Here is a 20,281-nt window from a genome sequence, read left to right as displayed (position 1 = left end):
GGGCAGAGTGGGGGCATGACGACCGATCTGCACGGGCCACTCGCCGCGTACGCCGCGCGGTTGCACGCCACGATCGGCGACCGGCACCACGTCGCCTCCCCGCTCGGCGCTTGGCTGCTGCTCGCGGTCTGCGCCACCGCGGCCGACTCCGACCCGGCCGCCGAGGACCTGGCCCGTGCTCTGGGCACCGACCTGGCCAGCGCGGCGGAGGTCGCCCGAACGCTCCTGGACGCGCCGCATCCGCTTGTCGCCTCCGCCACCGCGCTCTGGCACCGGACGGGCCAGAGCGGCGGCGGGTCGCCTGGTTGGCGGGCCGCGCTGCCCGCGACGACCGAGGTCGGCGCGCTGCCCGACCAGGCCGGGTTGGATGCCTGGGCGCGCGAGCACACCGACGGCCTGATCGACACGTTCCCCCTGAAGGTCGGCCCGGACGTGGTCTTCGCCCTGGCCAGCGCGCTGGCCACCCGCATCTCCTGGGCGACCCCGTTCGACCGCGCCGACGCCCGCGCGCTCGGCGCCGGCAGCGCCTGGGCGCGCCGGCTACGCCAGGTGCTGCGCAGCCCGAGCCAGGGCCACCGGTGCGCCATCGTGTCCGGCACACGGGTCGGTGACGTGATCGTGCACGCCGCACCGGCCCCGAGCAGCGACGGCGCGGGGCTGGTCGTCCTGTCGGTGGCCGCCGCACCGCAGGTGTCGCCCGCCGAGGTGCTGGCCGTCGCGTACGACCTCAGCGCCGGCGCGGCCGACGGCACGTCACCGGCCGGCAGCCGATCACTGTTCGACCTGCCGCTGGGCGAGACCCCACTCTGGACGCTGACTGAGGAACGGGTCCGGACCCGGGCCCGCCACGGCCGCGAGGAGCGGCACACCGCGCTGCTCCCCTGCTGGTCGGCCCGCAGCGAGCACGACCTGACCGCTCCGGCGCTGGGCTTTCCGGCGGCCACGGTGGCGCTGGCGAAGGCGCTGGCCCAACCGGTGCGGGGCTTCGAGGCACGACAGACGGCGCTGGCCCGCTACGGCCGGTACGGGTTCGAGGCAGCCGCGGTGACCGGGATGTTCGGGGTGGTCAGCCTGCCGCCGGAGGGCGTGGCCCGCACCGCGGAGTTACGCTTCGGCCACCCGTACGCCGTGGTGGCCGTTGCCAGCGACGCCCGGCCGGACGGGACCGCCGGGCCGTGGCACGGGGTGCCGGTGTTCTCCGCCTGGATCACCGACCCGGAGGAGCTGTCCGACTCCGCGACGTGAGCCCCCGCGATCAGACGCGCGGGCCGAGGAACAGGCCGCCACTCGCGTCGATGACCTGACCGGTGATCCAGCGCGCCCGGTCGGAAGCGAGGAACGCGACCACCTCGGCGACGTCGTCGGGGTCGCCGAGCCGGTCGAGCGCGGTCGTCCCACGGATGAGGTCGGCCAGGCCCGGCGTGTCGAAGACCGACCCGTTGGTCGCCGTCCGGGTGGCGCCGGGAGCGACGGCGTTCACCGTGATACCCCGGACACCGACCTGGTTGGCCAGCGTCATGCTCATCGTCTCGACCGCGCCCTTCGTCATGGCGAAGGAGGTCTGGGCGGGGTTGGCCATCCGGGTCGCCACGGACGAGATCGTGATGATGCGGCCGCCGTCGCGCAGCAGTGACAGCGCCCGCTGGGTGATGAAGTACGGCGCTCGCACGTTCACCGCGAAGAGGTGGTCGAACTCCGCCCGCGAGGTGACACCGAGCGGACCGGCCGGCGCGGTCGCCGCGTTGTTGACGAGGATGTCGAGTGGTCGCCCGGCCAGACCGGCCTCGACCCCCGCGAAGAGCGTCTCGACGTCGTCGTCCACCCCCAACTCCGCGCGGACGGCGAGCGCGGTGCCGCCGGCACGTCCGATCTCGTCGACCGTCGCCGTCGCACCGTCCTGGTCGGTGCCGAAGTGCACGAAGACCATCGCCCCCCGCGCCGCCAGCAGTGCCGCGATCGCCTGGCCGATGCCGCGCGATGCCCCGGTCACGAGAGCCGTCCGGCCGGTCAGATCACCCATGTCGCCACCTCAGATCTGGTAGTCACCACCAATCTGGTAGTGACTATCACCAAGGTAGTGTCTAACACGTGCCGGACCAACGTTCAAGACTGCGAGACCAACGACGAGCTGACACGCAGCGCGCGATCCAGGCGCAGGCGGTACGGCTGTTCAGCGAGCGCGGCTACGACGCCACGACCGTGCACGACGTCGCCGAGGCCGCAGGGGTCTCCCCGATGACCGTCTACCGGCACTTCCCCACGAAGGAGGACCTCGTCCTCCTCGATGATCGCGGCCAACTCGTCGCCGAGCGGATCGCCGCGGCACCGGCCGCCCAGCCTCTGGTCCGGCGCATCGGCGGCGCCCTCATCGAATCGGCCGCGGCGTTGACCGGTGGGAGCCACCGGGACTTCCTGCTGGCCCGCCTCCGCCTCATGATCTCCACTCCGGCCCTGCGGGCGAAACACCTCGACAACCAGTACGCCCTGCAGCAGGCCATCGTCGCGGCCGTCGGGGACGATGCCGCCGATCCCGACTCGGCGTTCCGGGTCCAGGCGGCGGCGAGCGCCTGTCTCGCCGCCCTGCACACGGCGGTGGTGCGCTGGGCCGAGGACGACGGACGAACCGATCTGCCCGCGCTGATCTCGACGGCGCTCACCGCCGCGTTCGGCGACGACGTCGGGGGGCGCGCGCCGACCCATCGCACGGACGGCCCGACGACCAGATCGGGCCAAGGGCCCTGATCAACCCGCGCTGACCGACTCTTCGCCTTCGTCCGCTGCCCTGCGTACCTCGTCGTTGGCCGAGGTCGGGTCGTAGCCGGTGGCGCGCAGCAGGTCACTGGCGGCAGCGCCGTGATCGACTCGGGTTACCGGAAGCCGGGGTGTCCCGGTCGCCGCGATACCCCGACTTCAAGGAACACGAGTGGATCTCGCCGGACCGGACCGGCCGGGCGGCGGTTCCGTTCAGGGCCGGTAGGGGTCGGACGGAAATCCGCCTTCACCACCGCGTGGCAGTCGCGCCACCAGTTGCCGGAACTCCCGTACGGTCATCGCCGATCGCAGTGTGCCGAAGACGGCGCCGGTGCCCGCTCGGGCGGTGGCCGGATCGACCCCGGCGCGCTCTCCCACCCGGCGCAGGAACTCCGCTGGGCCGGCATCCACCGGCGGCGCAACCGGGCCGGCATCCACCGGCGGCGCAACCGGGCCGGCATCCGCCGGCGGCGCAACCGGGCCAGCATCCACCGGCGGCGCAACCGGGCCAGCATCCACCGGCGGCGCAACCGGGCCGGCATCCACCGGCGGCGCAACCGCAGCGGCCCCACCCACGTCCAGGTCCACCCCGGTGTCCAACCCGTCCACGCCACCATCCGCTCCGACGCCCCCGGCCGGATCCAGGACAGGGCCGACCGTCCCCGCCCGGTCCGGGGCCGGGCCGGTCAGGTAGCCGTCGACCTCGTTCGGCAGGTGCCCGACGAGGTCGTCGGTCGCGCCGCCGGTCACCCGCTCGGCCAACGTCTGGAGTACGGCGCGGGCGAGCGCGGCGGCCTGCTCGGGCGGCAGGCCGGACCGGCGGGACACCGCGTCGATGAAGTACGGGAACCCGTCGGGGTCGGTCACGTCCGGGCGGTTACCCCCGGCGGGCCGGGACAAACGGCGCCGTCAGCGGAGGAGGCCCTCCGCCAGCAGGTGGTCGAAGATGAGGTGGTCGACCGGCGAGGTGCGGTGCCGGTCGGCGTAGCCGAGCCAGGCCATCTCGGCGATCTCGCTGGCCGGCGTCAGCTGTCCCTGGTAACCGGCCCGGTAGCAGGTCATCCGCACGCTGACACCACCCGCGTGCCCGTGCGCCTGAGCGGTGAAGGTGCCCAGGTGCACCGCGTGGCGCACGTCCACCTCGACGCTCAACTCCTCGTCGATCTCCCGGCGCAGGGTCTCCAGGTCGGTCTCTCCCGGTTCACGCTTGCCGCCCGGCAGGTACCAGACGTCCTTGCCCGCCGACCGGGTGCTCAGCACCCGCCCGTCCTCGATGAGGATCCAGGCCACCTTGTCGATCTCGCGCACGCCGCCCCTTCCGGTCGAAGATCGGGCACGCTACCAGCAGGTGGCCGCCGTGCGATCACTCGGCCAGCAGGTCGAGCAGCAGCGCGGCGGTCCAGCTGAACGCCGGCGAGCCCAGCCCGGCGCCGGTGTCCGGGTGGAAGTACTCGTGGCAGCCCGCCCCGCCGACCAGGTCGATCATCGAACGACGCAGCCCGGCGGCCAACTCCGGGCGCCCGTGGGCGAGCAGCCCGCGCCGGACCAGCCAGCCGATGTTCAGCCAACTCGGCCCGCGCCAGTAGCGCAGGGGCTCGAAGTCGCGCGCGGTGCGGTCGTAGGTGGGCAACGGCCGGTCCATCCGCTGGGCAACCCCGAACCGCGCCGACCGGGCCTCGACGACCAGCGTCTCGGCCTGCCGCGCGGGCAGGTCCGGCAGGATCAGCGGCGTCAACCCGAGCACCGTACGGGCGCTGACCAACCGGTCGGTGCGCAGGTCACGGGGCTGAAACGTCCCGGTGCGGTGGTCGTAGAGCCGTCGTAGCAGCGCCTCGGTGATCTGGGCCGCGCGGGACCGGTGCGGCCCAGGGTCGGCGCCGACGAGCACGGCGATCTCGGCGAGGGCATGCTCGGCGGACCCGAACGCCGCGTTGAACAGCGGGCACTCCACCAGGAACGGGTGGTCGTCGGCCAGCCGGCGGTCGGAGTACCCGTGGTCCCGGTAGGCCGCGACGATCGCCAGGTAGCGCGCGTAGTCCAGGTCCGTGGGGCGGTGCGCGGCGTCGGCGTGCGCGGTGTCGTGCCGACGGTACGCGCGCATGACTGCCGCCTCCGCCGCGACCGCGGCCATCGGCTCGTCCCAGGCCGGGCTGTTGTCCAACCCGGACTCCCACGGGTGCACGATGCAGACCAGCCCGTCGCCGGCCACGTCCCGCCGCGTCGCCAGGTAACGCTGCTGGGCGACAAGCGCGGGATAGAGCCGGCGCAGCGCGGCCAGGCCGGTGGGGTCGGGTGCCCGCTGGAACGCCAGCCACGCCGCGAGCGCGTGCACCGGTGGCTGGACCAGACCGGAGGTGTCCACGGTGGGCGTGCCCGGGACACTCGCCGAGCGCCACAGCTCCGGGCCGGGGAAGTACGTGCCGACCCGCATCGCCGGGTTGAACACGATGTGCGGCACCCTCCCGTCGACCCACTGCGCCCGGAAGAGGGTCGCCAGCTCCCGCCAGGCGCGCTCGGGGCGCACCTGGGCCAGCCCGATCGCGATGAACGCGGAGTCCCAGCTCCACTGGTGCGGGTAGAGGGTGCGCGAGGGCACGGTGTGGTCCCGTTCCCAGTTGGCGTCGAGGGTGTCGACGGCGAGTTGGCGCAGCCCGGCGACGTCGGCCGGCCCACCGGTGCGGGCGGGGTCGGCGTCGGCCGTCACACCTCCGGCGGTCACGCGGCGGCCTCGCGGGGCAGCGCGTGTCGCAGGACCGTCGCAGCCTGTTGCAGGGCCCGGACCGGGTCGCCGCGCAGCCGACACTCCAGCGCCAGCCAGCCCCGGTAGTCCAGCTCCAGCAGGGTCCGCACCAGTGCCGGCCAGTCCAGGTGCCCGGCACCAGGCTGGAACCTGTTCGAGTCGCTGACCTGCACGTGCCCGAGGTACGGCGCGGCGCCACGCAACGCGCGGTGCATGTCGTCCTCCTCGATGTTCATGTGGAAGGTGTCGGCGACCACCCGGACCGAGGGCATCCCGACGGCGGCGCAGAGCGCGACCGCCTCGTCGAGGCGGTTGACCATGTGGTCCTCGTACCGGTTGAGGGGTTCGAGGAAGAGGGTGACCCCCTCGGCCCTGGCGTGCTCGCCCAGCTCGCCGAGGGCGTCGAGGAGGACCTGCCGGTCGCCGGCCGGCGGACGCGGCGGCTCGAACGGTGGCAGCCGTCGGGAGAACATCCCCCAGGCCGCCGGGGTCATCACCCCGACGCCGCCCAGCTCGGCGATCACCGAGAGCTGCGAGCGCAGGTTACGGACGGCGTCGGCGGACCGGGACGGGTCGAAGTCGCCGATGAAGTGATCCATCTCGACGCAGACGGTGGGCAGCACGACCCCGTCGGCGCAGGCCCGGCGCAACTCCGGCAGCCGGTGGGCGAACGCGAGGTCACCGCGCCCGCGTAGCTCGATGCCCTGGTAACCGAGGGCGGTCGCGAGCGCGAACTTGTGGGTCAGGTCGGTGCCCGGCAGGAGTTGTTCCTGACAGGCCAGCGCGATGGTGGTCATGAGAACCTCAGCACCACTTGGAGGACGTCACCGGCGCCGCGGTCGAGCAGCGCGAGGGCGTCGGCGACGGCGCTGGCGTCGACGATGTGGCTGACCAGCGGCATCGGGTCGAGGCTGTGCTCAGCCACCAGATCCATGAAGGTCTGCGCGACCCGGTCTCCGGTCCACCGGCCGGCCATGCTCGGCGCGGGGGTGGGACCGGAGACCTGGGCGGCCACCAACTGGATGCGGTTGTGGTGGAACTCCTCGCCGAGGCCGAGCGCGTCGGCCTGGCCCTGGTAGAAGCCGGCCGCCACCACCCGGCCGGCGTGCGCGGTGGACCGGATCGCCTCGTGCAACGCCGGGTACGCGCCGGACAACTCCAGGCAGACGTCCGCGCCCCGGCCGTCGGTGGCCAGACGTAGCACTGCCGCCGCGGATTCGGTCCGGGCGTCCACCGTGGATCTCGCTCCGTAGCCGGCGGCGTGCGTCAGCCGGCTGGGCACCGGGTCGACGGCCACCACCCGGGCGCCGGAGAGCACGGCGAGGCGGGTGGCGAGCAGCCCGATGACGCCCTGCCCGAAGACGCCGACCCAGTCACCGAGGTGCAGGTCACCGGCGAGTACGGCGGTCAGCGCGATGGCGCCGGGCCGGGCGAAGACGGCGGCGAGCGGGTCCAGCCCGGTGGGGAGTGGACGGACCGCTCCGGCGGCGAGCACCGCCTCGGCCCGGTGACCCCAGATACCCCACACGAGTTGCCCCGGGCGGCGGTCGGTGACCTCCGGGGCGACCTCGACGATCTCGCCGACCTCTTCGTAGCCGAAGCCGATCAGCGGGTAGGGAACCGGGGTCTGTCGGGGGACGAACATCCGGGCGGTGTCGTCCCAGTCCTTGCTGAGCCGGGGATTGCTGCCCCGGTAGAGGGTCAGTTCGGTGCCGGCGGAGATGCCCGAGTAGCGGGTGCGGACCCGGACCTGACCGGGGCCGAGCGGATCTGGTGGGCAGGGCTCGAGGCTGATCCGTCGAGGCCCGGCGAGTGAGACGACCCAGTTGCCCATGTGTCACATCCCGGTTGCACTGGGCTCCAGGATAGCAAAAAATCGCCATATGTCTTGTCATTAATCTATCGATCGTGTTGAATCAGTCATGTACCCTTCGAGAGGAGTGCCACCGATGTCAGCACCTCCGAGGCGGATACTCGCCACCACCCTGATCATGGCACTGACTGCGTCCACCCTGCTGGCCTGCGGCGACGACGGATCCGACAGCAGCAGCAAAAAGATCACCGTCTGGAGCCTGGAAGACGTCGCCGACCGGGTCACCGCCACCAAGGCGATCATCGCCGATTTCACCGCCAAGACCGGGATCCAGGTCGACCTCGTGACCGTCAACGAGGACCAGTTCCCCTCCCTGATCGCCGCCAACGCGGCCGCCGGCGACCTGCCCGACGTGGTCGGCTCGGTCTCCCTGGCCGGCATCCGTACGCTCGCCGGCAACGAGCTGCTGCACGCCTCGGCGAACGCGGAGGTCGTCGACAAGCTGGGCAAGCAGACGTTCTCCCCCCGGGCGCTGGAGCTGACCGCCGACGACGGCAAACAGCTCTCCGTCCCCAGTGACGGGTGGGGTCAGCTGCTCGTCTACCGCAAGGACCTGTTCGCCGCCGCCGGCCTGCCCGCCCCGGACACGTACGAGCGGATCACCGACGCCGCGGCGAAGCTCAACACCGGTGGCGTCGCCGGGATCACCGCGGCAACCTCCGCCAGTGACGTGTTCACCCAGCAGACCTTCGAGCACCTGGCACTGGCCAACGGCTGCCAACTCACCGACGACTCCGGCAAGGTCACCCTCGACTCCCCCCAGTGCGTGGAGGCGATCCGCTTCTACGGCGACCTGATCCGCACCAGCTCGGTGAAGGGCGCCCAGGACGTGGACACCACCCGGGCCACCTACTTCGCCGGTAAGGCGGCCATGGTCATCTGGTCGCCGTTCATCCTCGACGAGCTGGCCGGGCTGCGCAACGACGCCAAACCGACCTGCCCACAGTGTCAGACCGACCCGGCTTTCCTCGCGAAGAACAGCGGGTTCGTGACCGCGATCAAGGGCCCGAACGGCACCGAGCCGGCACAGTACGGCGAGATCAGCTCGTGGGCGGTGCTCGACGGCGCGGTGACCGACCCGGCGAAGTCCTTCGTGGAGTACATGCTCAGCGACGGCTACCCGCGATGGTTCGGCATGTCCCCCGAGGGCCGCTTCCCGGTGCGCAAGGGCACCACGGCCGAGCCCGAGGCGTACCTGACGGCCTGGAACACCAGCCAGGCCGGTGTGGACGCGAAGAAGCCCCTCGCCGACGTGTTCGGTGAGGAGGTGCTCACCACCCTGCGCCGCAGTCCGGACACCTTCCAGCGGTGGGGGCTCACCCAGGGGCAGGGCAAGCTGGTCGGCGCCATGCTCGGTGAGCTACCGGTGCCCAAGGCGCTGACCGACGTCTACTCCGGCAAGTCCGACGCCGCGGCCGCCGCCGGCCGGGCCAAGAAGGACGTGGAAGCCATCAAGGCGGGCGTCAATTGACCACCACCGCGCCCGAGACCGGCCGCTCCCCCAACCGGGAGCGGCCGGGACGGGCCGGCCGCCGTCGCCCACTGACCCTGCGCCGCCGCGAATCCCGTGCCGGGCTCGCGCTCGTCGCACCGACACTGCTCGTCACCCTCGCGGTCATCGGCATCCCGATCGTGTGGACCGTGGTGCTCGCCTTCCAGCGGGTCCGGCTCGCCACGTTGCGCAAGACCGGCCTGTTCGGCGACTTCACCGTGGACAACTTCGACCGGGTGCTGCACACCCCCGGCTTCGCCGAGACGCTGTGGGTCACGCTGATCTACAGCGTCGGCGGCACCGTCGGGTCGATCCTGCTCGGACTGGTGGCCGCCCTGGTCGTCCGCCGACCGTTCCGGGGCCGCACGCTGGTCCGAGCATCCATGCTGCTGCCGTACGTGGCACCGGTTGTCGCGGTGACGTTCGTGTGGCAGGTGATGCTCGACCCGCAGCTCGGCATCGTCAACGCGTGGGGCCAACGCCTGCTGGGCTGGGACGCCCCGGTGCCGTTCCTGTCCCAGGAGTCGACCGCCCTGACCACCGTCATCGCCTTCGAGGCGTGGCGGTACTTCCCGTTCGCGTTCCTGTTCCTGCTGGCCCGGCTCCAGGCCGTGCCCGGTGAGTTGGAGGAGGCCGCCCGGGTCGACGGCGCGACCCCCACCCAGCGGTTCCGGCACATCCTGCTGCCCCAACTGCTGCCGGTGATCGCCCTGCTGGGCGTGCTGCGTTTCATCATGACGTTCAACAAGTTCGACGACGTCTACCTGCTCACCGGTGGCGCCGCCGGCACCGAGGTGGTCAGCGTCCGGGTGTACGAGTTCCTCACCGCTCGCACCGACATCGGCGCGGCCTCCGCACAGGCGGTCGTGCTGGCCGTGGTGCTCATCGTGTTCGTGGTGATCTATCTGCGCTTCTTCGGACGGAGGGTGAGTTGATGGACCGGGACATGGTCGAGACGGTCAGCCTGCGTTGGCTTCGCCGCCTGGTGATCGCCGTGTTCCTGGTGGTCACCGTCTTCCCCTTCTACTACATGCTGGTGCTCTCGGTACGCCCCATCGAGCAGTTGCTGCTCGACCCCGGCGCGCTGCTCGTCGGCTTCGGTGAGCTGACCGTGGCCACGTACGCCGAGGTCCTCAAGTCCACCGCCGACGGGGGCCAGGGGTTCCTCACCTTCATCCGCAACAGCGGACTGGTCGCGGTCGCGGCGACCGTGCTCACGCTGCTGGTGGCGATCCCCGGCGCGTACGCGGTGGCCCGGCTGCGGTTCTTCGGCCGGCGGCAGGTCGACTTCCTGTTCCTGGCGGTCTACCTGTTCCCGTCGATCGTCATCGCGATCCCGCTGTTCGTGGCGTTCAGCCTCGTCGACCTGCGCGGCTCGCTGTTCGGCCTGGTGCTGGTCTACATCTCGCAGACGCTGCCGGTGTCGGTCTACATGCTGCGCAACTACTTCGAGACCATCCCGGTCAGTCTGGAGGAGTCCGCCGCCATCGACGGTGCCGGTCGACTCGGCATCATCCGCCGCGTCAGCCTGCCCCTCGCGATGCCGTCGATCATGGCGGTCGCGCTCTACGACTTCATGATCGCCTGGAACGAGTTCCTCTTCGCCCTGCTGTTCCTGATCGACAAACCCAACCGGTGGACGGTGTCGCTGGGGCTGTCCCTGCTCTCCGACGGGGTGGAGGTGCCCAAGACGGTGCTGATGGCCGGGTCGGTCGTCCTCACCCTGCCCATCGTGATCCTCTTCTTCGCCAGCGAGCGGCTGCTCACCGAGGGCCTGACCAGCGGCGCGGAGAAGGGATGACCGTCTCCCCCGGGTCACCGGCCGCGCCCCCACCGGCCCGGATACGGTGGCCTCATGGCCAACCCGACCCGCTGGGCGACCGACACCGGCCCCGAGCACTCGCAGTGGTACATCGATCGGTTTCGGAAACTCGCGGCCGAGGGCGCGGACCTGGCCGGCGAGGCCCGACTGGTGGACACCCTCGTCGCGCCCGGCTCCCGGATCCTCGACGCCGGCAGCGGCACAGGCCGGGTCGGTGCCGCGCTGGCCCAGCGCGGGCACACCGTGGTCGGGGTGGACGCCGACCCCGCCCTGGTGGCTGCCGCCCGCGCCGACTATCCCGGCCCGACGTGGCTGGTCGCCGACCTGGCCGAGCTGGACCTGCCGGCGATGGGTGAGGCGGAGCCGTTCGACGCGGCGGTGCTGGCCGGCAACGTCCTCGCCTTCGTCGCCGTCGGCACCGAACCGGAGGTGCTGCGCCGGGTCGCCCTGCACCTGCGGCCCGACGGCGTGCTGACCGTCGGCTTCGGCACCGAGCGTGGCTACCCCCTCACCGCCTTCGACGCCGACGCGGTGGCCGCCGGCCTACGGGTGGAGCAGCGCTTCGCCACCTGGGACCTGCGCCCGTGGCGCGACGACGCGCCGTTCGCGGTCAGCATCCTGCGCCGTCCGGCCGACTGACGCCGCCCGACCCGGCCCCGGTCGGGCGGCGTCAGTCGGGGGCGGCGACGGCCCGAGCGGCGGCCGGGTCCAGGGTGGCGCCGGCGGGCACCAGGCTGACCAGCCCGGCGGGCAGCCGCACCGGACGTACCTCGCGGTAGCCGAGCATCGGGAGCACCTCCCGGTCGGCCAGCACGTACCGTCGGCCCAGGTCGGTGACCACGGACACCGCGCCGCCGGACGCGCCGGGGGCCGCGGCGGCCTCGACCACCGCGCCGCGACCCGGCTCCACCACCACGTGGTCGGCCAGCACCGCGCCGTCGGCGGGCGCGGTCCGCGGCGTGGCCGCCAGGTCCCGCAGCGGTACGCCCCAGCGCACCTCGGCGACCCCGCCGTCGTCGGCGACCCGGGTGCAGAGGTCCCCGCCGTCGCCGGGCGCGAGCCGGGGCGGGGTCGGCGGCGGGGCGTACGCGCCGCTCGGCGCGAGGTCGGGCACCGTGGGCAGCGCGGCGAAACGACCCAACGTCATCGGCACCGGCTCACCCTGCCCGGTGCGAGCCAGCAACAGCCCGGCCTGCAACTCGGTGATGCCAGCCAGGCCGGCGTCGACGGCCACCGCGTACTGCCGACCGCCACCGGAGTTGCTCACCAGGTAGACCGTGCCGATCGCGGCGTCCGGCACCCGGGTGGAGGGCTGGCCCAGCCCGGGCAGGTCGAGGGGGGCGAGGTCGCTGCCGGCGGGCAGGGAGTTGAGCAGGGCGGGCGCCACCGCCACCGCCTGCGCGCGGGTGGTGGCGAGCGCCGCCAGCACCCGGCTGGGATCGCGGACGAAGTAGCGCCGCTGGTGCCAGACCAGGTGCAGCCCGCCGTCGGGGTGCCGCAGCAGCAACGCCTCGTCGCCCAGCAGTCGGCCGCCGTCGGGCTCGGTGCCGATCAGCAGAGCGGAGCGGGGCGCCTCGCCCGCCGGGGCCGTCGAGCAGACGGTCCACGCCGCCGTGGCCAGCCGACCGGGAGCGGGCAGCGAATCCGGCGCGTCGGCGATCCCCAGCGGCAGCCCGCGCGGCACGCCGTCGATCGTGCGTCGGGAGACCAGCACGGTCTTGGACTGGTCCGCGCCGACGATCAGCAGCGCCGAGGCGTAGTTGAGCACCGGGTGCAGCTTCTGCTCGCGATAGACGAACCGCGCGCCGGACTCCTTCTCCACGATCACCGCACCCGGGTCGCGCCAGCCCTTGCCGCCCCCGGCGAACAGGCCGTAGAGCGCGAAGCCGCCGAGCCCGATCGCCGCGACCAGGACGCTGGCCAGGCCGGCGCCGGCCAGCCGCCGAAACGGCGACTGCGCGGGGTCGGTCTCGCGCATGACCAGAGCGGCGACCGCCCGCTGGACGCTGAACTGGTAGGAGTGCAGCTGATCCTGCCGCGACGGCATGAGGTCCCTTCCGGTGGGTCGGCCGGGGCACAGAATATGCGGTGCGTCGATGTCTCGGGACCCTGCGTGTCCGGCGCGGGGCAACCGGTACCATCCGGGGACGAATCCGGCGGCGAGAGGGCACCCGTGGGCGCGCGTTTCGAGGAGCTGGCCTGGCGGGAGACCCCGATCGGCGCGATCAGCCTGCGCCGACGCCGGGATCCGGCCCTCCAGGTCGAGGTGTACGAGGTCAAACTCGACGACGAGTACCTGATGTCCAGCCTGTTCCCGGTCGCGGAGATCGAGCTGGCCCGGCTGGGTCTCGCCGCGGTGGCCGGCGACTCGCTCGACGTGGTGGTCGGTGGTCTCGGGCTGGGCTACACCGCCTGCGCGGCGCTGGGCGACCCACGGGTGCGTTCGCTGCTGGTGGTGGAGGCGATCGAGGATGTGATCGACTGGCACCATCGGGGTCTGCTGCCGTTCGCGGCAGGGCTCGCCGAGGACCCCCGGACCCGGTTCGTGCAGGCCGACTTCTTCGCCGCGGTGGCCGGTGACACCGGCTTTGACGCCGAGGCACCCGGGCGGCGGTTCGACGCCGTGCTGCTCGACGTCGACCATTCCCCGCGCAACGTCCTGCACCCGAGCCACGCGGCGTTCTACCCGCCGGCCGGGCTGCGTCGGCTGGCCGCCCTGCTGCGCCCCGAGGGGGTCTTCGCGCTCTGGTCGGACGACCCGCCGGACGCCGAGTTCAGCGCGGCGCTCGCCGAGGTGTTCGTGGACGTGCGGGCGCACGTCGTGCCGTTCGCCAACCCGCTGACCGGCGGCGAGTCCGCGAACACGGTCTACGTGGCGCGCACCAAGGGCTGAGCCGGCCGGGCAGGCCGACCCCTCACGCGGGCATGGTGGCGGCCAGATCGGGAAAGGTCACACCGTGCCCGCCGCACCAGGCGCGGCCGGTTACCGGAGGTCGACATGCGTGCACTGCTCTGGGTCGTCGGCGTGGTCGCCGGCGTGCTGATCCTGCTCGGGCTGATCCTCGAGGCCGTCCGCTGGCTGATCATCATCGGCCTGATCGCGCTGGTGATCGTGATCATCCTGGGTGTGGTCAAGGGCCGGCAGGCGATGCAGCACCAGAACCGCCGACGCTGACAGCCGGCCCGGTCAGAACCAGTCCGGGCGCATGTCGAGGGTGGTGCGGTCCCGGCTGTCCAGCAGGTCGAACTGCGGACCGGTGCGGGGCAACTCGACCCGGAAGAAGTAGCGCGCCGCCTGGCGCTTGCCGGCGTGGAATGCGTCGCCGGCCTCCTCCGGCGGCAACGCCAGCACCTGCTCCAACCACATCCACGCGATCACGACGTGCCCGACCGCCTCCAGGTAGGCGGTGGCGTTGGCCAGCGCGGACACCGGGTCACCGTCGGCCCACAGCCGACGGGTGACCTCGGTTGTCCGGTCCACCGCGGCGGCCAGCCGGTCCGCCAGATCGGCCGCCTCGCCGCCGACCTTTCGGCCCCGCTCGACGGTATCGCCGATCGTCGCGGTCAGCTCGGCGAGGCCGGCGCCGCCGCGCATGGTCATCTTGCGGCCCAGCAGATCCAACGCCTGGATGCCGTGGGTGCCCTCGTGGATCGGGTTGAGCCGGTTGTCCCGGTAGTGCTGCTCCACATCGTGATCGCGGGTGTACCCGGCGCCCCCGAGCACCTGGATCGCCAGGTCGTTGGCGTGCAGGCACCACTGCGACGGCCAGCTCTTGGTGATCGGGGTGAGCACGTCCAGCAGCAGGTGCGCGCGCTCACGGTCCGCCTCGGCGGGGGCGGTGTGCTGCTCGTCGAGCAGCCGCGCGCAGTAGAGCACCAGCGCCAGAGCCCCCTCCACGTAGCTCTTCTGCGCCAGCAGCATCCGTCGTACGTCGGGGTGGTCGATGATCGGCACCTGCGACGTGGCCGGGTCCTTCGCGCCGACCGGACGGCCCTGCGGTCGCTCCCTGGCGTACGCCAGGCTCTTGAGATAGCCGGTGTAACCCAGCGCGGTGGCACCGGCCCCGACCCCGATCCGGGCCTCGTTCATCATGTGGAACATCTGGGCCAGCCCCTGGTGCGGCGGACCGACCAGGTGGCCCACCGCACCGGCGCGGCCGCCCGGGGTGTGCCCGCCGTCGCCGAAGTTGAGCAACGTGTTCGTGGTGCCCCGGAAACCCATCTTGTGGTTGAGGCCGGCCAACACGACGTCGTTGCGGTCGCCGAGCGACCCGTCCGCACCGACCAGCACCTTGGGCACGATGAAGAGCGAGATGCCCTTCACGCCGGGCGGGCCGCCGGGGATCCGCGCCAGCACCAGGTGGACGATGTTCTCGGCCAGCTCGTGATCGCCACCGGAGATCCACATCTTGGTGCCGAACACTCGGTACGTGCCGTCCGCCTGGGGCTCCGCCCGGGTGGTGATGTCGGCCAGTGAGCTGCCGGCGTGCGGCTCGGACAGGCACATGGTGCCGAAGAACCTGCCGTCGAGCATGGGCCGGACGTAGGTGTCCACCTGCTCGGCGCTGCCGTGCGCCAGCAGCAGGTTGGCGTTGCCCAGGGTGAGGAACGGGTACGCGGAGGTGGCCACGTTGGCCGCCTGGAACCAGGTGAAGCAGGCCGCCGCGACGGCGTGCGGCAGTTGCAGGCCGCCGACCGAGGCGTCCAGTCCGGCGGTGAGCAGGCCCGTCTCGGCGAAACTGTCAAGCGCCGCGCGCACCTGCGGGATGAGCCGCACCCGCTGCCCGTCGAAGCTGGGCTCGGTGAGGTCGGCGGCGCGATTGTGCGGGGCGAACTGCTCGGTGGCCACCCGCTCGGCGAGGTCCAGGGCGTCGTCGAAGGTCTCCCGGGAGTGCTCGGCGTAGCGGGGACGCTCCACGAGTTCGGACACCCGCAGCCACTCGTGCAGCAGGAAGTCGAGGTCTCGGCGGGAGAGCAGGGTGGACGGCACGGCACTCCTCAGCGGGCACGGGGGCGGGTCGAGCCGGGGCGACGGCCCACGGTCGCCCCGGCCCATCCTGGCCGATCGACCGGGCACGCACCACCGGCCCGGGTGGGCTTCCACGAGCGGAACTTGTCACACCGACCGCCTAGCGTCGTTGCCCGTGACCGCACCCGGAGACGTCCCACCCGAGGTCCTCGACCGGCTGCGGCCGATCTGCCTGGAGCTGCCGGAGACCTACGAGGAGCCTGCCTGGGTGGGCATCCGCTGGCGGATCCGCAAGCGGACCATCGCCCACGTGCGCAGCGTCGACCCCGATCGCCAGCCGGTCCACGCACGTGCCGCCGCACTCGACGATTCCGCCTGCCTGCTGACCTTCCGGTCGCCACTCGACGAGATCGCCGGGCTCCTCGGCACCGGGCACCCCTTCTACAAACCGGACTGGAGTCCGAACGTGATGGGCATCATCCTGGGCGACGACACCGACTGGGAGGAGGTGGGCGAGTTGCTCACCGAGAGCTACCGCATCATGGCCCCGAAGCGGCTCGCCGCCCAGGTCGGTCCCCCGGTCCCGCCGGTCGGCTGAGCGCCGACAGCACCCGGTGGCCAGCGGTCTCGCCGATGCCGGGCCGGCTGGTCGAGGCGCTGCCGCCATACCGGCTCCCCGGCCTGGCTACGAAATCAGGTGGAGCCTGTGCGGTCCGAGGGGCGACGATCCCGGTGTGTCCATTCCCGTCCGCGAGATCCGCGCCCGTTACTCGGCCGACACGATCACCGTGTACCAGGCGTACCCGCCGGAGATCGCGCTGCCGGCGGTGGCGGCCGGTCGGCTCGTGGCTCCCTTCAGGCGGGAGCGGATGACCTGGATCAAGCCGTCCTTCCGGTGGATGATGTACCGGTGCGGCTGGGCCACCAAGCGCGGCCAGGAGCACGTGCTGTCCATCGACATCACCCGAGAGGGCTTCGAGTGGGCGCTGGCGCGGGCCTGTCTGAGTCACTACGACCGGGGCCTGCACGGTGACCGGGCGGCGTGGTCGCGACACCTCAGGACCAGTCCGGTACGCGTGCAGTGGGATCCGGAACGCACACTGCACCTGGGCGCGTTGCCGTACCGGTCGTTGCAGGTGGGACTCTCCGGCGAAGCTGTCGCCCGCTACGTCGACGACTGGACGGTCAGCGTCACCGACATCACCCCCACCGTCCACCGCGTACGGGACCTGGTTCGGGCAGCTGACCTCCGCGCGGCGACAGAGCACCTGCCGGTCGAACGCAGCTATCCACTGCCGACGCAGGTCGCGGCCCACCTTGGTGCCAGCGGGTGATCGCCCGGTGGCCGCCGGCAGTCGGGTGCCAGGTGCCGCGCCGCGCAGCACGCGGGAGTCCTCGATATCCTGTCCGCCATGCATCGAAGCCGCGTGTACGCGCTGCTGATCGACGCCCCGGAGGCGGAGGCCACCCAGGCAGCGGAGTTCTGGTCGGCGGCGCTCGGCGTCAGCACCCGGTCCGATCCGGCGGAACCGCAGTTCGTCGGCCTGCACGAGGCGCTGCCGGGGCTGGTCACCGCCGTGCAGGCGGTGGACGACGCGCCGCGCTTTCACCTCGACATCGAGACCGACGACGTGTCGGCCGAGACCGCACGGTTGATCGGTCTGGGTGCCACCGAGGTGTCGCAGTGGCTTGAGTGTCGGGTCCTGCGGGCACCCGGTGGGCATCTCCTGTGCGTGCTGCCGGTGGCGAGTCCACCGGAGGTCTTCGCGGCAGAGTCCCGCACCTGGTCCTGAAGCCGGGCTGTCACAGGGCGACGTTAGGGTCCCGGCCATGGCTGATTTCGTGTTGGTGGCAGGGGCGTGGCTGGGGTCGTGGGCATGGGACGAGGTGGTGCCACCACTGCGTGCGGCCGGGCACGACACCTACCCGTTGACTCTCTCCGGCCTCGCCGAGCGGCAGGGTGTGGCCGCTGGCCAGCAGACCCACGTGCGCGACATCGTCGACGAGGTCGAGCGCCGCGACCTGCGCGACGTGGTGCTGGTCGGGCACAGCTACTCGGGCATCCCGGTTGGTCAGGCCGCCGAGCGGATCGGCGACCGGCTGACCAGGGTGGTCTTCGTCGACTCGGAGGTGCCGGTCGACGGCGCGTCGTTCATGTCCGAGTTTTGGCAGGGGCCGGCGGCGCTGGAGTCGGTGCTCGCCGACAACGGCGGGTGTTGGCCGCCGCTCGGTGCGGCCGACTTCGACGGTCAGGGGCTCACCGACGAGCAGGTCACCCGCCTGGTCAACGGCTCCACGCCGCACCCGGGCGCCACGCTGAGCGAGCCGGCCGTGCTGACCCGGCCGTTGGGCGAGCTTCCGGCGACGTACATCAAGTGCCTGCTCGACGGGCCTGAGCCCAACGAGACCGTGGCCAAGCTGCTGACCAGCGACCAGTGGCGACTCGCCACGATGGCCACCGGTCACTGGCCGATGATCTCCCAGCCCACCGAGCTGGCCGAGCTGTTGCTGGCACAAACCAGCTGACCGGCGCGCCCGAGGTCCGCCCCCGCAGCGATTACGGCCACGGCGGTCCGGGCGAGCCACCCGGGCCGGTCAGGCCGTCTGCTCGTCGAGTGTCCTGATGTGGCGCACCGGCGACGCGAGCAGCCAGAGCACGGCGAGCACACCACCCAGGCCCGCGACGACCAGGGTCGGTCGGAGCCCGATGGTGGTGCCCAACGCACCACCGACAAGCGCGCCGAGCGGTCGGATGCCGTAGTTGACCGCGCTGTACGCACCGGCGCGGCGTCCTCGCGCGTCGTCGGGCGTCACGGCGGTGAGGAGGGCGTTGAGGTTGACGTCCATCAGCATCACCCCGACGCTGGAGACCAGCTCGATGGCCGCCAGCATGGCCACCTTCGTCCACATGGGGCCGGACACTAGCGCGGTCAGCGCCAGCGGCGCGGGAAAGAGCACCACACCGATCATGGCGGTACGCCCCAGTCCGATGGCACGGGAGATCCGTGGCGCGAGTGCCGCGCCCGCGAGGCCGCCGACCGCCCCGAATCCGAGGGCGACGCCGATCGCGCCGGCCGACAGGTGAAGTTCGTTGCTGGCGTAGAGCACCAGCAACGCGGCGGAGATGAAGGTGAAGAAGTTGACGGTGCTGGTGCAGCCCAGCGCGGCCCGCAGCACCGGATGCCGCAACACCAGCACGAGCCCTTCGCGGACCAGGCCGAGAGTGGACGTCCGACGCGGCGGCGGAGGCGGCTCGGTCACCGGGATGCGGCTGAGCAGCAGCGCGGAGCCGAGGAACGAGACCGCGTCGACGACGATCGCGGCCGGTGCGCTCAGCGCCTGGACCAGTCCACCGCCGACGGCCGGACCGGCGATAAACGAGAGTGACCGGCTCATGCTCAGCTTGCTGTTCGCGTCCACGTACGCCGATCGCGGCACCAGGGCCACGAAGAACGCCTGACGCGCCATGGCGAACAGCACCGCACCGGTACCGGTGAGCAGTGCCACCAGGTAGAGCTGGGCGAGGGTCACCGCGCCGAACAGGTAGGCCACCGGCAGGCTGAACAGGACGGCGCCACGGATCAGGTCCGCGATGATCAGGAGTCGCCGCTTGTGGGTGCGCTGGTCCACCCAGGCGCCGAGGAACAGACCCAGCAGGTTGGGCAGCCAGATCAACGCGGTGAGGACGCTGACCTGCACGGGCGTCGCGGTGAGCAGGGTGACGGCGATCAGTGGCAGGGCCAGTTCGCTGATCCGATCACCGAAGTCGGAGATCGTCTGACCGATCCAGAAGGTGCGGAAGCGCCGGTCCCGATGCAGCACCGGCGGGGACACCGCGTCGGCGGCACGCTCGGTGCCCGCGCCGGCGGCGCGCTCGGTGTCCGCGCCGGCGGCACGCTCGGTGTCCGCGCCGGTGGTGTTCACGACGCGGCCGGGTCGTCGCCGGCCTGGGCCGAGTCGTTGTCGCCGGCCTCGGGCAGGAGGTAGCGCAGCATCCGGACGATCCGTGCGCCGTCCGGGGCGGACTCCTCCTTGCGCCGCACGTAGGGGGCGATCAGCTCTTCGATCGACTCCTCAAGCTGGCGCAGTTCGTCGGCGGTGGCCACGAACCGGGTGTCGGCGATGCCGGCCAGCGCGCGCCACTCGGGGTCCAGCCGGGCCTCCTCGCGCAGCAGCCACTGCTGGGGCGCGTCGGCGTTGCGGGCGAACATCTCGCCGCGCAGCTGGTGACTGGCGGACTGCCCCTCGAGGCTGTCGGGCACGGTGAAACGGAACCCCCGGGCGACGGCCTGCCACCAGCGTTCCCGTTTGTTGGTGGCGCCGTCCCAGTCGGTGACCAGCCCGAACGTCGCGAGGTGCCGCAGGTGCCAACTGACCACCGACGGTGTGGCGCCGACGTGCGGCGACAGCCCGGTCGCGGTGGCCGGGCCGTGCCGCTGAAGGTGTTCGAGGATCGCCAGCCGCACCGGATGGGCGAGTGCCCGCAACGCCTGCGGCTCGGTGATCTCGAAATCCCCGTACGGGTTCTTGAGAGACATGTTTCGAAAGTAGTCTCTCACGTCGGACCCGGCAACCCCGGGCCACGGGCCGCGGGCCACAAACACGGGCCACAAACGCGGGCCACAGACGCGGGC

22 protein-coding genes are annotated in these 20,281 nt (G+C 72.2%); 12 read left to right on the top strand and 10 right to left on the bottom strand.

What is annotated here, in order from left to right; all coding sequences use genetic code 11:
• Positions 1 to 15 precede the first annotated feature (15 nt).
• Positions 16 to 1,245, top strand: coding sequence for a hypothetical protein (locus AB0C25_RS11150; RefSeq protein WP_357371935.1), 1,230 nt, complete (start codon positions 16 to 18; stop codon positions 1,243 to 1,245).
• 10 nt (positions 1,246 to 1,255) lie between these two features.
• Here AB0C25_RS11150 and AB0C25_RS11145 read toward each other — a convergent pair whose 3' ends face one another.
• Positions 1,256 to 2,020, bottom strand: a complete 765-nt coding sequence (locus AB0C25_RS11145) for an SDR family oxidoreductase (protein ID WP_357371933.1) — start codon at positions 2,018 to 2,020, stop codon at positions 1,256 to 1,258.
• Between the two features lie 68 nt (positions 2,021 to 2,088).
• Between AB0C25_RS11145 and AB0C25_RS11140 the strand changes: the two genes are divergently transcribed.
• A complete protein-coding gene (locus tag AB0C25_RS11140; protein ID WP_357371930.1) occupies positions 2,089 to 2,742 on the top strand; it encodes a helix-turn-helix domain-containing protein in 654 nt (217 codons plus the stop codon).
• 222 nt (positions 2,743 to 2,964) lie between these two features.
• Here the strand turns inward: AB0C25_RS11140 and AB0C25_RS11135 are convergent, their stop codons facing one another.
• The 5 genes from AB0C25_RS11135 to AB0C25_RS11115 form a co-directional block, all read right to left on the bottom strand.
• Positions 2,965 to 3,618 carry a DUF2267 domain-containing protein gene (locus AB0C25_RS11135; RefSeq protein WP_357371928.1) on the bottom strand — a complete coding sequence of 218 codons (654 nt, stop codon included), beginning with the start codon at positions 3,616 to 3,618 and terminating at the stop codon, positions 2,965 to 2,967.
• Between the two features lie 42 nt (positions 3,619 to 3,660).
• On the bottom strand, positions 3,661 to 4,059 hold the full coding sequence (locus AB0C25_RS11130) for an NUDIX domain-containing protein (RefSeq protein WP_357371926.1): 399 nt from the start codon (positions 4,057 to 4,059) through the stop codon (positions 3,661 to 3,663).
• Between the two features lie 55 nt (positions 4,060 to 4,114).
• Positions 4,115 to 5,401, bottom strand: a complete 1,287-nt coding sequence (locus AB0C25_RS11125) for a hypothetical protein (protein WP_357372004.1) — start codon at positions 5,399 to 5,401, stop codon at positions 4,115 to 4,117.
• A 65-nt stretch (positions 5,402 to 5,466) separates the two neighbouring features.
• Entirely contained in the window at positions 5,467 to 6,288 is an 822-nt protein-coding gene (locus AB0C25_RS11120) for a sugar phosphate isomerase/epimerase family protein (protein ID WP_357371924.1), read from the bottom strand.
• The gene (locus AB0C25_RS11115; RefSeq protein WP_357371922.1) at positions 6,285 to 7,325 is read right to left on the bottom strand and encodes a zinc-binding dehydrogenase; all 1,041 of its coding nucleotides are present in this window, start codon (positions 7,323 to 7,325) and stop codon (positions 6,285 to 6,287) included. Before AB0C25_RS11115 ends, AB0C25_RS11120 begins: the two co-directional genes overlap by 4 nt.
• A gap of 115 nt (positions 7,326 to 7,440) precedes the next feature.
• On the opposite strand from AB0C25_RS11115, the gene AB0C25_RS11110 reads away from it, so the two are divergent.
• From AB0C25_RS11110 to AB0C25_RS11095, 4 genes are read left to right on the top strand one after another with little or no spacing between them, the layout of a single operon-like run.
• Positions 7,441 to 8,835, top strand: coding sequence for an extracellular solute-binding protein (locus AB0C25_RS11110; protein WP_357371920.1), 1,395 nt, complete (start codon positions 7,441 to 7,443; stop codon positions 8,833 to 8,835).
• The gene (locus tag AB0C25_RS11105) at positions 8,832 to 9,791 is read left to right on the top strand and encodes a sugar ABC transporter permease (RefSeq protein ID WP_357371917.1); all 960 of its coding nucleotides are present in this window, start codon (positions 8,832 to 8,834) and stop codon (positions 9,789 to 9,791) included. Before AB0C25_RS11110 ends, AB0C25_RS11105 begins: the two co-directional genes overlap by 4 nt.
• Positions 9,791 to 10,657 carry a carbohydrate ABC transporter permease gene (locus AB0C25_RS11100; protein WP_357371915.1) on the top strand — a complete coding sequence of 289 codons (867 nt, stop codon included), beginning with the start codon at positions 9,791 to 9,793 and terminating at the stop codon, positions 10,655 to 10,657. Before AB0C25_RS11105 ends, AB0C25_RS11100 begins: the two co-directional genes overlap by 1 nt.
• A 54-nt stretch (positions 10,658 to 10,711) precedes the next feature.
• On the top strand, positions 10,712 to 11,317 hold the full coding sequence (locus AB0C25_RS11095) for a class I SAM-dependent methyltransferase (RefSeq protein WP_357239555.1): 606 nt from the start codon (positions 10,712 to 10,714) through the stop codon (positions 11,315 to 11,317).
• Between the two features lie 31 nt (positions 11,318 to 11,348).
• On the opposite strand, the gene eccB is transcribed toward AB0C25_RS11095, so the two are convergent.
• The gene (gene eccB, locus AB0C25_RS11090) at positions 11,349 to 12,725 is read right to left on the bottom strand and encodes a type VII secretion protein EccB (RefSeq protein ID WP_357371913.1); all 1,377 of its coding nucleotides are present in this window, start codon (positions 12,723 to 12,725) and stop codon (positions 11,349 to 11,351) included.
• 126 nt (positions 12,726 to 12,851) lie between these two features.
• On the opposite strand from eccB, the gene AB0C25_RS11085 reads away from it, so the two are divergent.
• Together AB0C25_RS11085 and AB0C25_RS11080 are read left to right on the top strand one after the other, a co-directional pair.
• The gene (locus tag AB0C25_RS11085) at positions 12,852 to 13,571 is read left to right on the top strand and encodes a spermidine synthase (RefSeq protein ID WP_357371911.1); all 720 of its coding nucleotides are present in this window, start codon (positions 12,852 to 12,854) and stop codon (positions 13,569 to 13,571) included.
• A 105-nt stretch (positions 13,572 to 13,676) separates the two neighbouring features.
• Entirely contained in the window at positions 13,677 to 13,853 is a 177-nt protein-coding gene (locus AB0C25_RS11080; RefSeq protein ID WP_238644885.1) for a hypothetical protein, read from the top strand.
• Positions 13,854 to 13,865: 12 nt separating this feature from the next.
• Here the strand turns inward: AB0C25_RS11080 and AB0C25_RS11075 are convergent, their stop codons facing one another.
• Positions 13,866 to 15,668, bottom strand: a complete 1,803-nt coding sequence (locus tag AB0C25_RS11075) for an acyl-CoA dehydrogenase (RefSeq protein ID WP_357371909.1) — start codon at positions 15,666 to 15,668, stop codon at positions 13,866 to 13,868.
• Between the two features lie 154 nt (positions 15,669 to 15,822).
• On the opposite strand from AB0C25_RS11075, the gene AB0C25_RS11070 reads away from it, so the two are divergent.
• The 4 genes from AB0C25_RS11070 (at position 15,823) to AB0C25_RS11055 (ending at position 18,173) form a co-directional block, all read left to right on the top strand.
• Positions 15,823 to 16,245, top strand: a complete 423-nt coding sequence (locus AB0C25_RS11070; RefSeq protein ID WP_357371907.1) for an MmcQ/YjbR family DNA-binding protein — start codon at positions 15,823 to 15,825, stop codon at positions 16,243 to 16,245.
• A 136-nt stretch (positions 16,246 to 16,381) separates the two neighbouring features.
• Entirely contained in the window at positions 16,382 to 16,981 is a 600-nt protein-coding gene (locus AB0C25_RS11065; RefSeq protein ID WP_357371905.1) for a DUF4291 domain-containing protein, read from the top strand.
• A gap of 78 nt (positions 16,982 to 17,059) precedes the next feature.
• On the top strand, positions 17,060 to 17,440 hold the full coding sequence (locus AB0C25_RS11060) for a VOC family protein (protein WP_357371904.1): 381 nt from the start codon (positions 17,060 to 17,062) through the stop codon (positions 17,438 to 17,440).
• A gap of 37 nt (positions 17,441 to 17,477) precedes the next feature.
• Complete coding sequence (locus AB0C25_RS11055) at positions 17,478 to 18,173, top strand: alpha/beta hydrolase (protein ID WP_357371902.1); 696 nt, start codon at positions 17,478 to 17,480, stop codon at positions 18,171 to 18,173.
• A 69-nt stretch (positions 18,174 to 18,242) separates the two neighbouring features.
• Here AB0C25_RS11055 and AB0C25_RS11050 read toward each other — a convergent pair whose 3' ends face one another.
• Positions 18,243 to 19,571: an MFS transporter gene (locus tag AB0C25_RS11050; RefSeq protein ID WP_357371900.1), complete on the bottom strand. Its 1,329-nt coding sequence runs from the start codon at positions 19,569 to 19,571 to the stop codon at positions 18,243 to 18,245.
• Complete coding sequence (locus AB0C25_RS11045) at positions 19,568 to 20,185, bottom strand: helix-turn-helix domain-containing protein (RefSeq protein ID WP_357371898.1); 618 nt, start codon at positions 20,183 to 20,185, stop codon at positions 19,568 to 19,570. Before AB0C25_RS11045 ends, AB0C25_RS11050 begins: the two co-directional genes overlap by 4 nt.
• Positions 20,186 to 20,281: the final 96 nt, after the last annotated feature.

Origin of the sequence: Micromonospora sp. NPDC048839 (genome assembly GCF_040649915.1) — a bacterium.
In the GTDB taxonomy this organism is placed as follows: domain Bacteria; phylum Actinomycetota; class Actinomycetes; order Mycobacteriales; family Micromonosporaceae; genus Micromonospora.
This window is presented reverse-complemented; position numbering and strand designations above follow the sequence as displayed.

What these genes read in the sequence shown, in the direction of transcription:
- AB0C25_RS11145 (WP_357371933.1), bottom strand. Translation starts at nt 2,020, where the DNA reads ATGGGTGATCTGACCGGCCGGACGGCTCTCGTGACCGGGGCATCGCGC.
- AB0C25_RS11060 (WP_357371904.1), top strand. Translation starts at nt 17,060, where the DNA reads ATGCATCGAAGCCGCGTGTACGCGCTGCTGATCGACGCCCCGGAGGCG.
- AB0C25_RS11110 (WP_357371920.1), top strand. Translation starts at nt 7,441, where the DNA reads ATGTCAGCACCTCCGAGGCGGATACTCGCCACCACCCTGATCATGGCA.
- AB0C25_RS11055 (WP_357371902.1), top strand. Translation starts at nt 17,478, where the DNA reads ATGGCTGATTTCGTGTTGGTGGCAGGGGCGTGGCTGGGGTCGTGGGCA.
- AB0C25_RS11045 (WP_357371898.1), bottom strand. Translation starts at nt 20,185, where the DNA reads ATGTCTCTCAAGAACCCGTACGGGGATTTCGAGATCACCGAGCCGCAG.
- AB0C25_RS11095 (WP_357239555.1), top strand. Translation starts at nt 10,712, where the DNA reads ATGGCCAACCCGACCCGCTGGGCGACCGACACCGGCCCCGAGCACTCG.
- eccB (WP_357371913.1), bottom strand. Translation starts at nt 12,725, where the DNA reads ATGCCGTCGCGGCAGGATCAGCTGCACTCCTACCAGTTCAGCGTCCAG.
- AB0C25_RS11120 (WP_357371924.1), bottom strand. Translation starts at nt 6,288, where the DNA reads ATGACCACCATCGCGCTGGCCTGTCAGGAACAACTCCTGCCGGGCACC.
- AB0C25_RS11100 (WP_357371915.1), top strand. Translation starts at nt 9,791, where the DNA reads ATGGACCGGGACATGGTCGAGACGGTCAGCCTGCGTTGGCTTCGCCGC.
- AB0C25_RS11150 (WP_357371935.1), top strand. Translation starts at nt 16, where the DNA reads ATGACGACCGATCTGCACGGGCCACTCGCCGCGTACGCCGCGCGGTTG.
- AB0C25_RS11115 (WP_357371922.1), bottom strand. Translation starts at nt 7,325, where the DNA reads ATGGGCAACTGGGTCGTCTCACTCGCCGGGCCTCGACGGATCAGCCTC.
- AB0C25_RS11080 (WP_238644885.1), top strand. Translation starts at nt 13,677, where the DNA reads ATGCGTGCACTGCTCTGGGTCGTCGGCGTGGTCGCCGGCGTGCTGATC.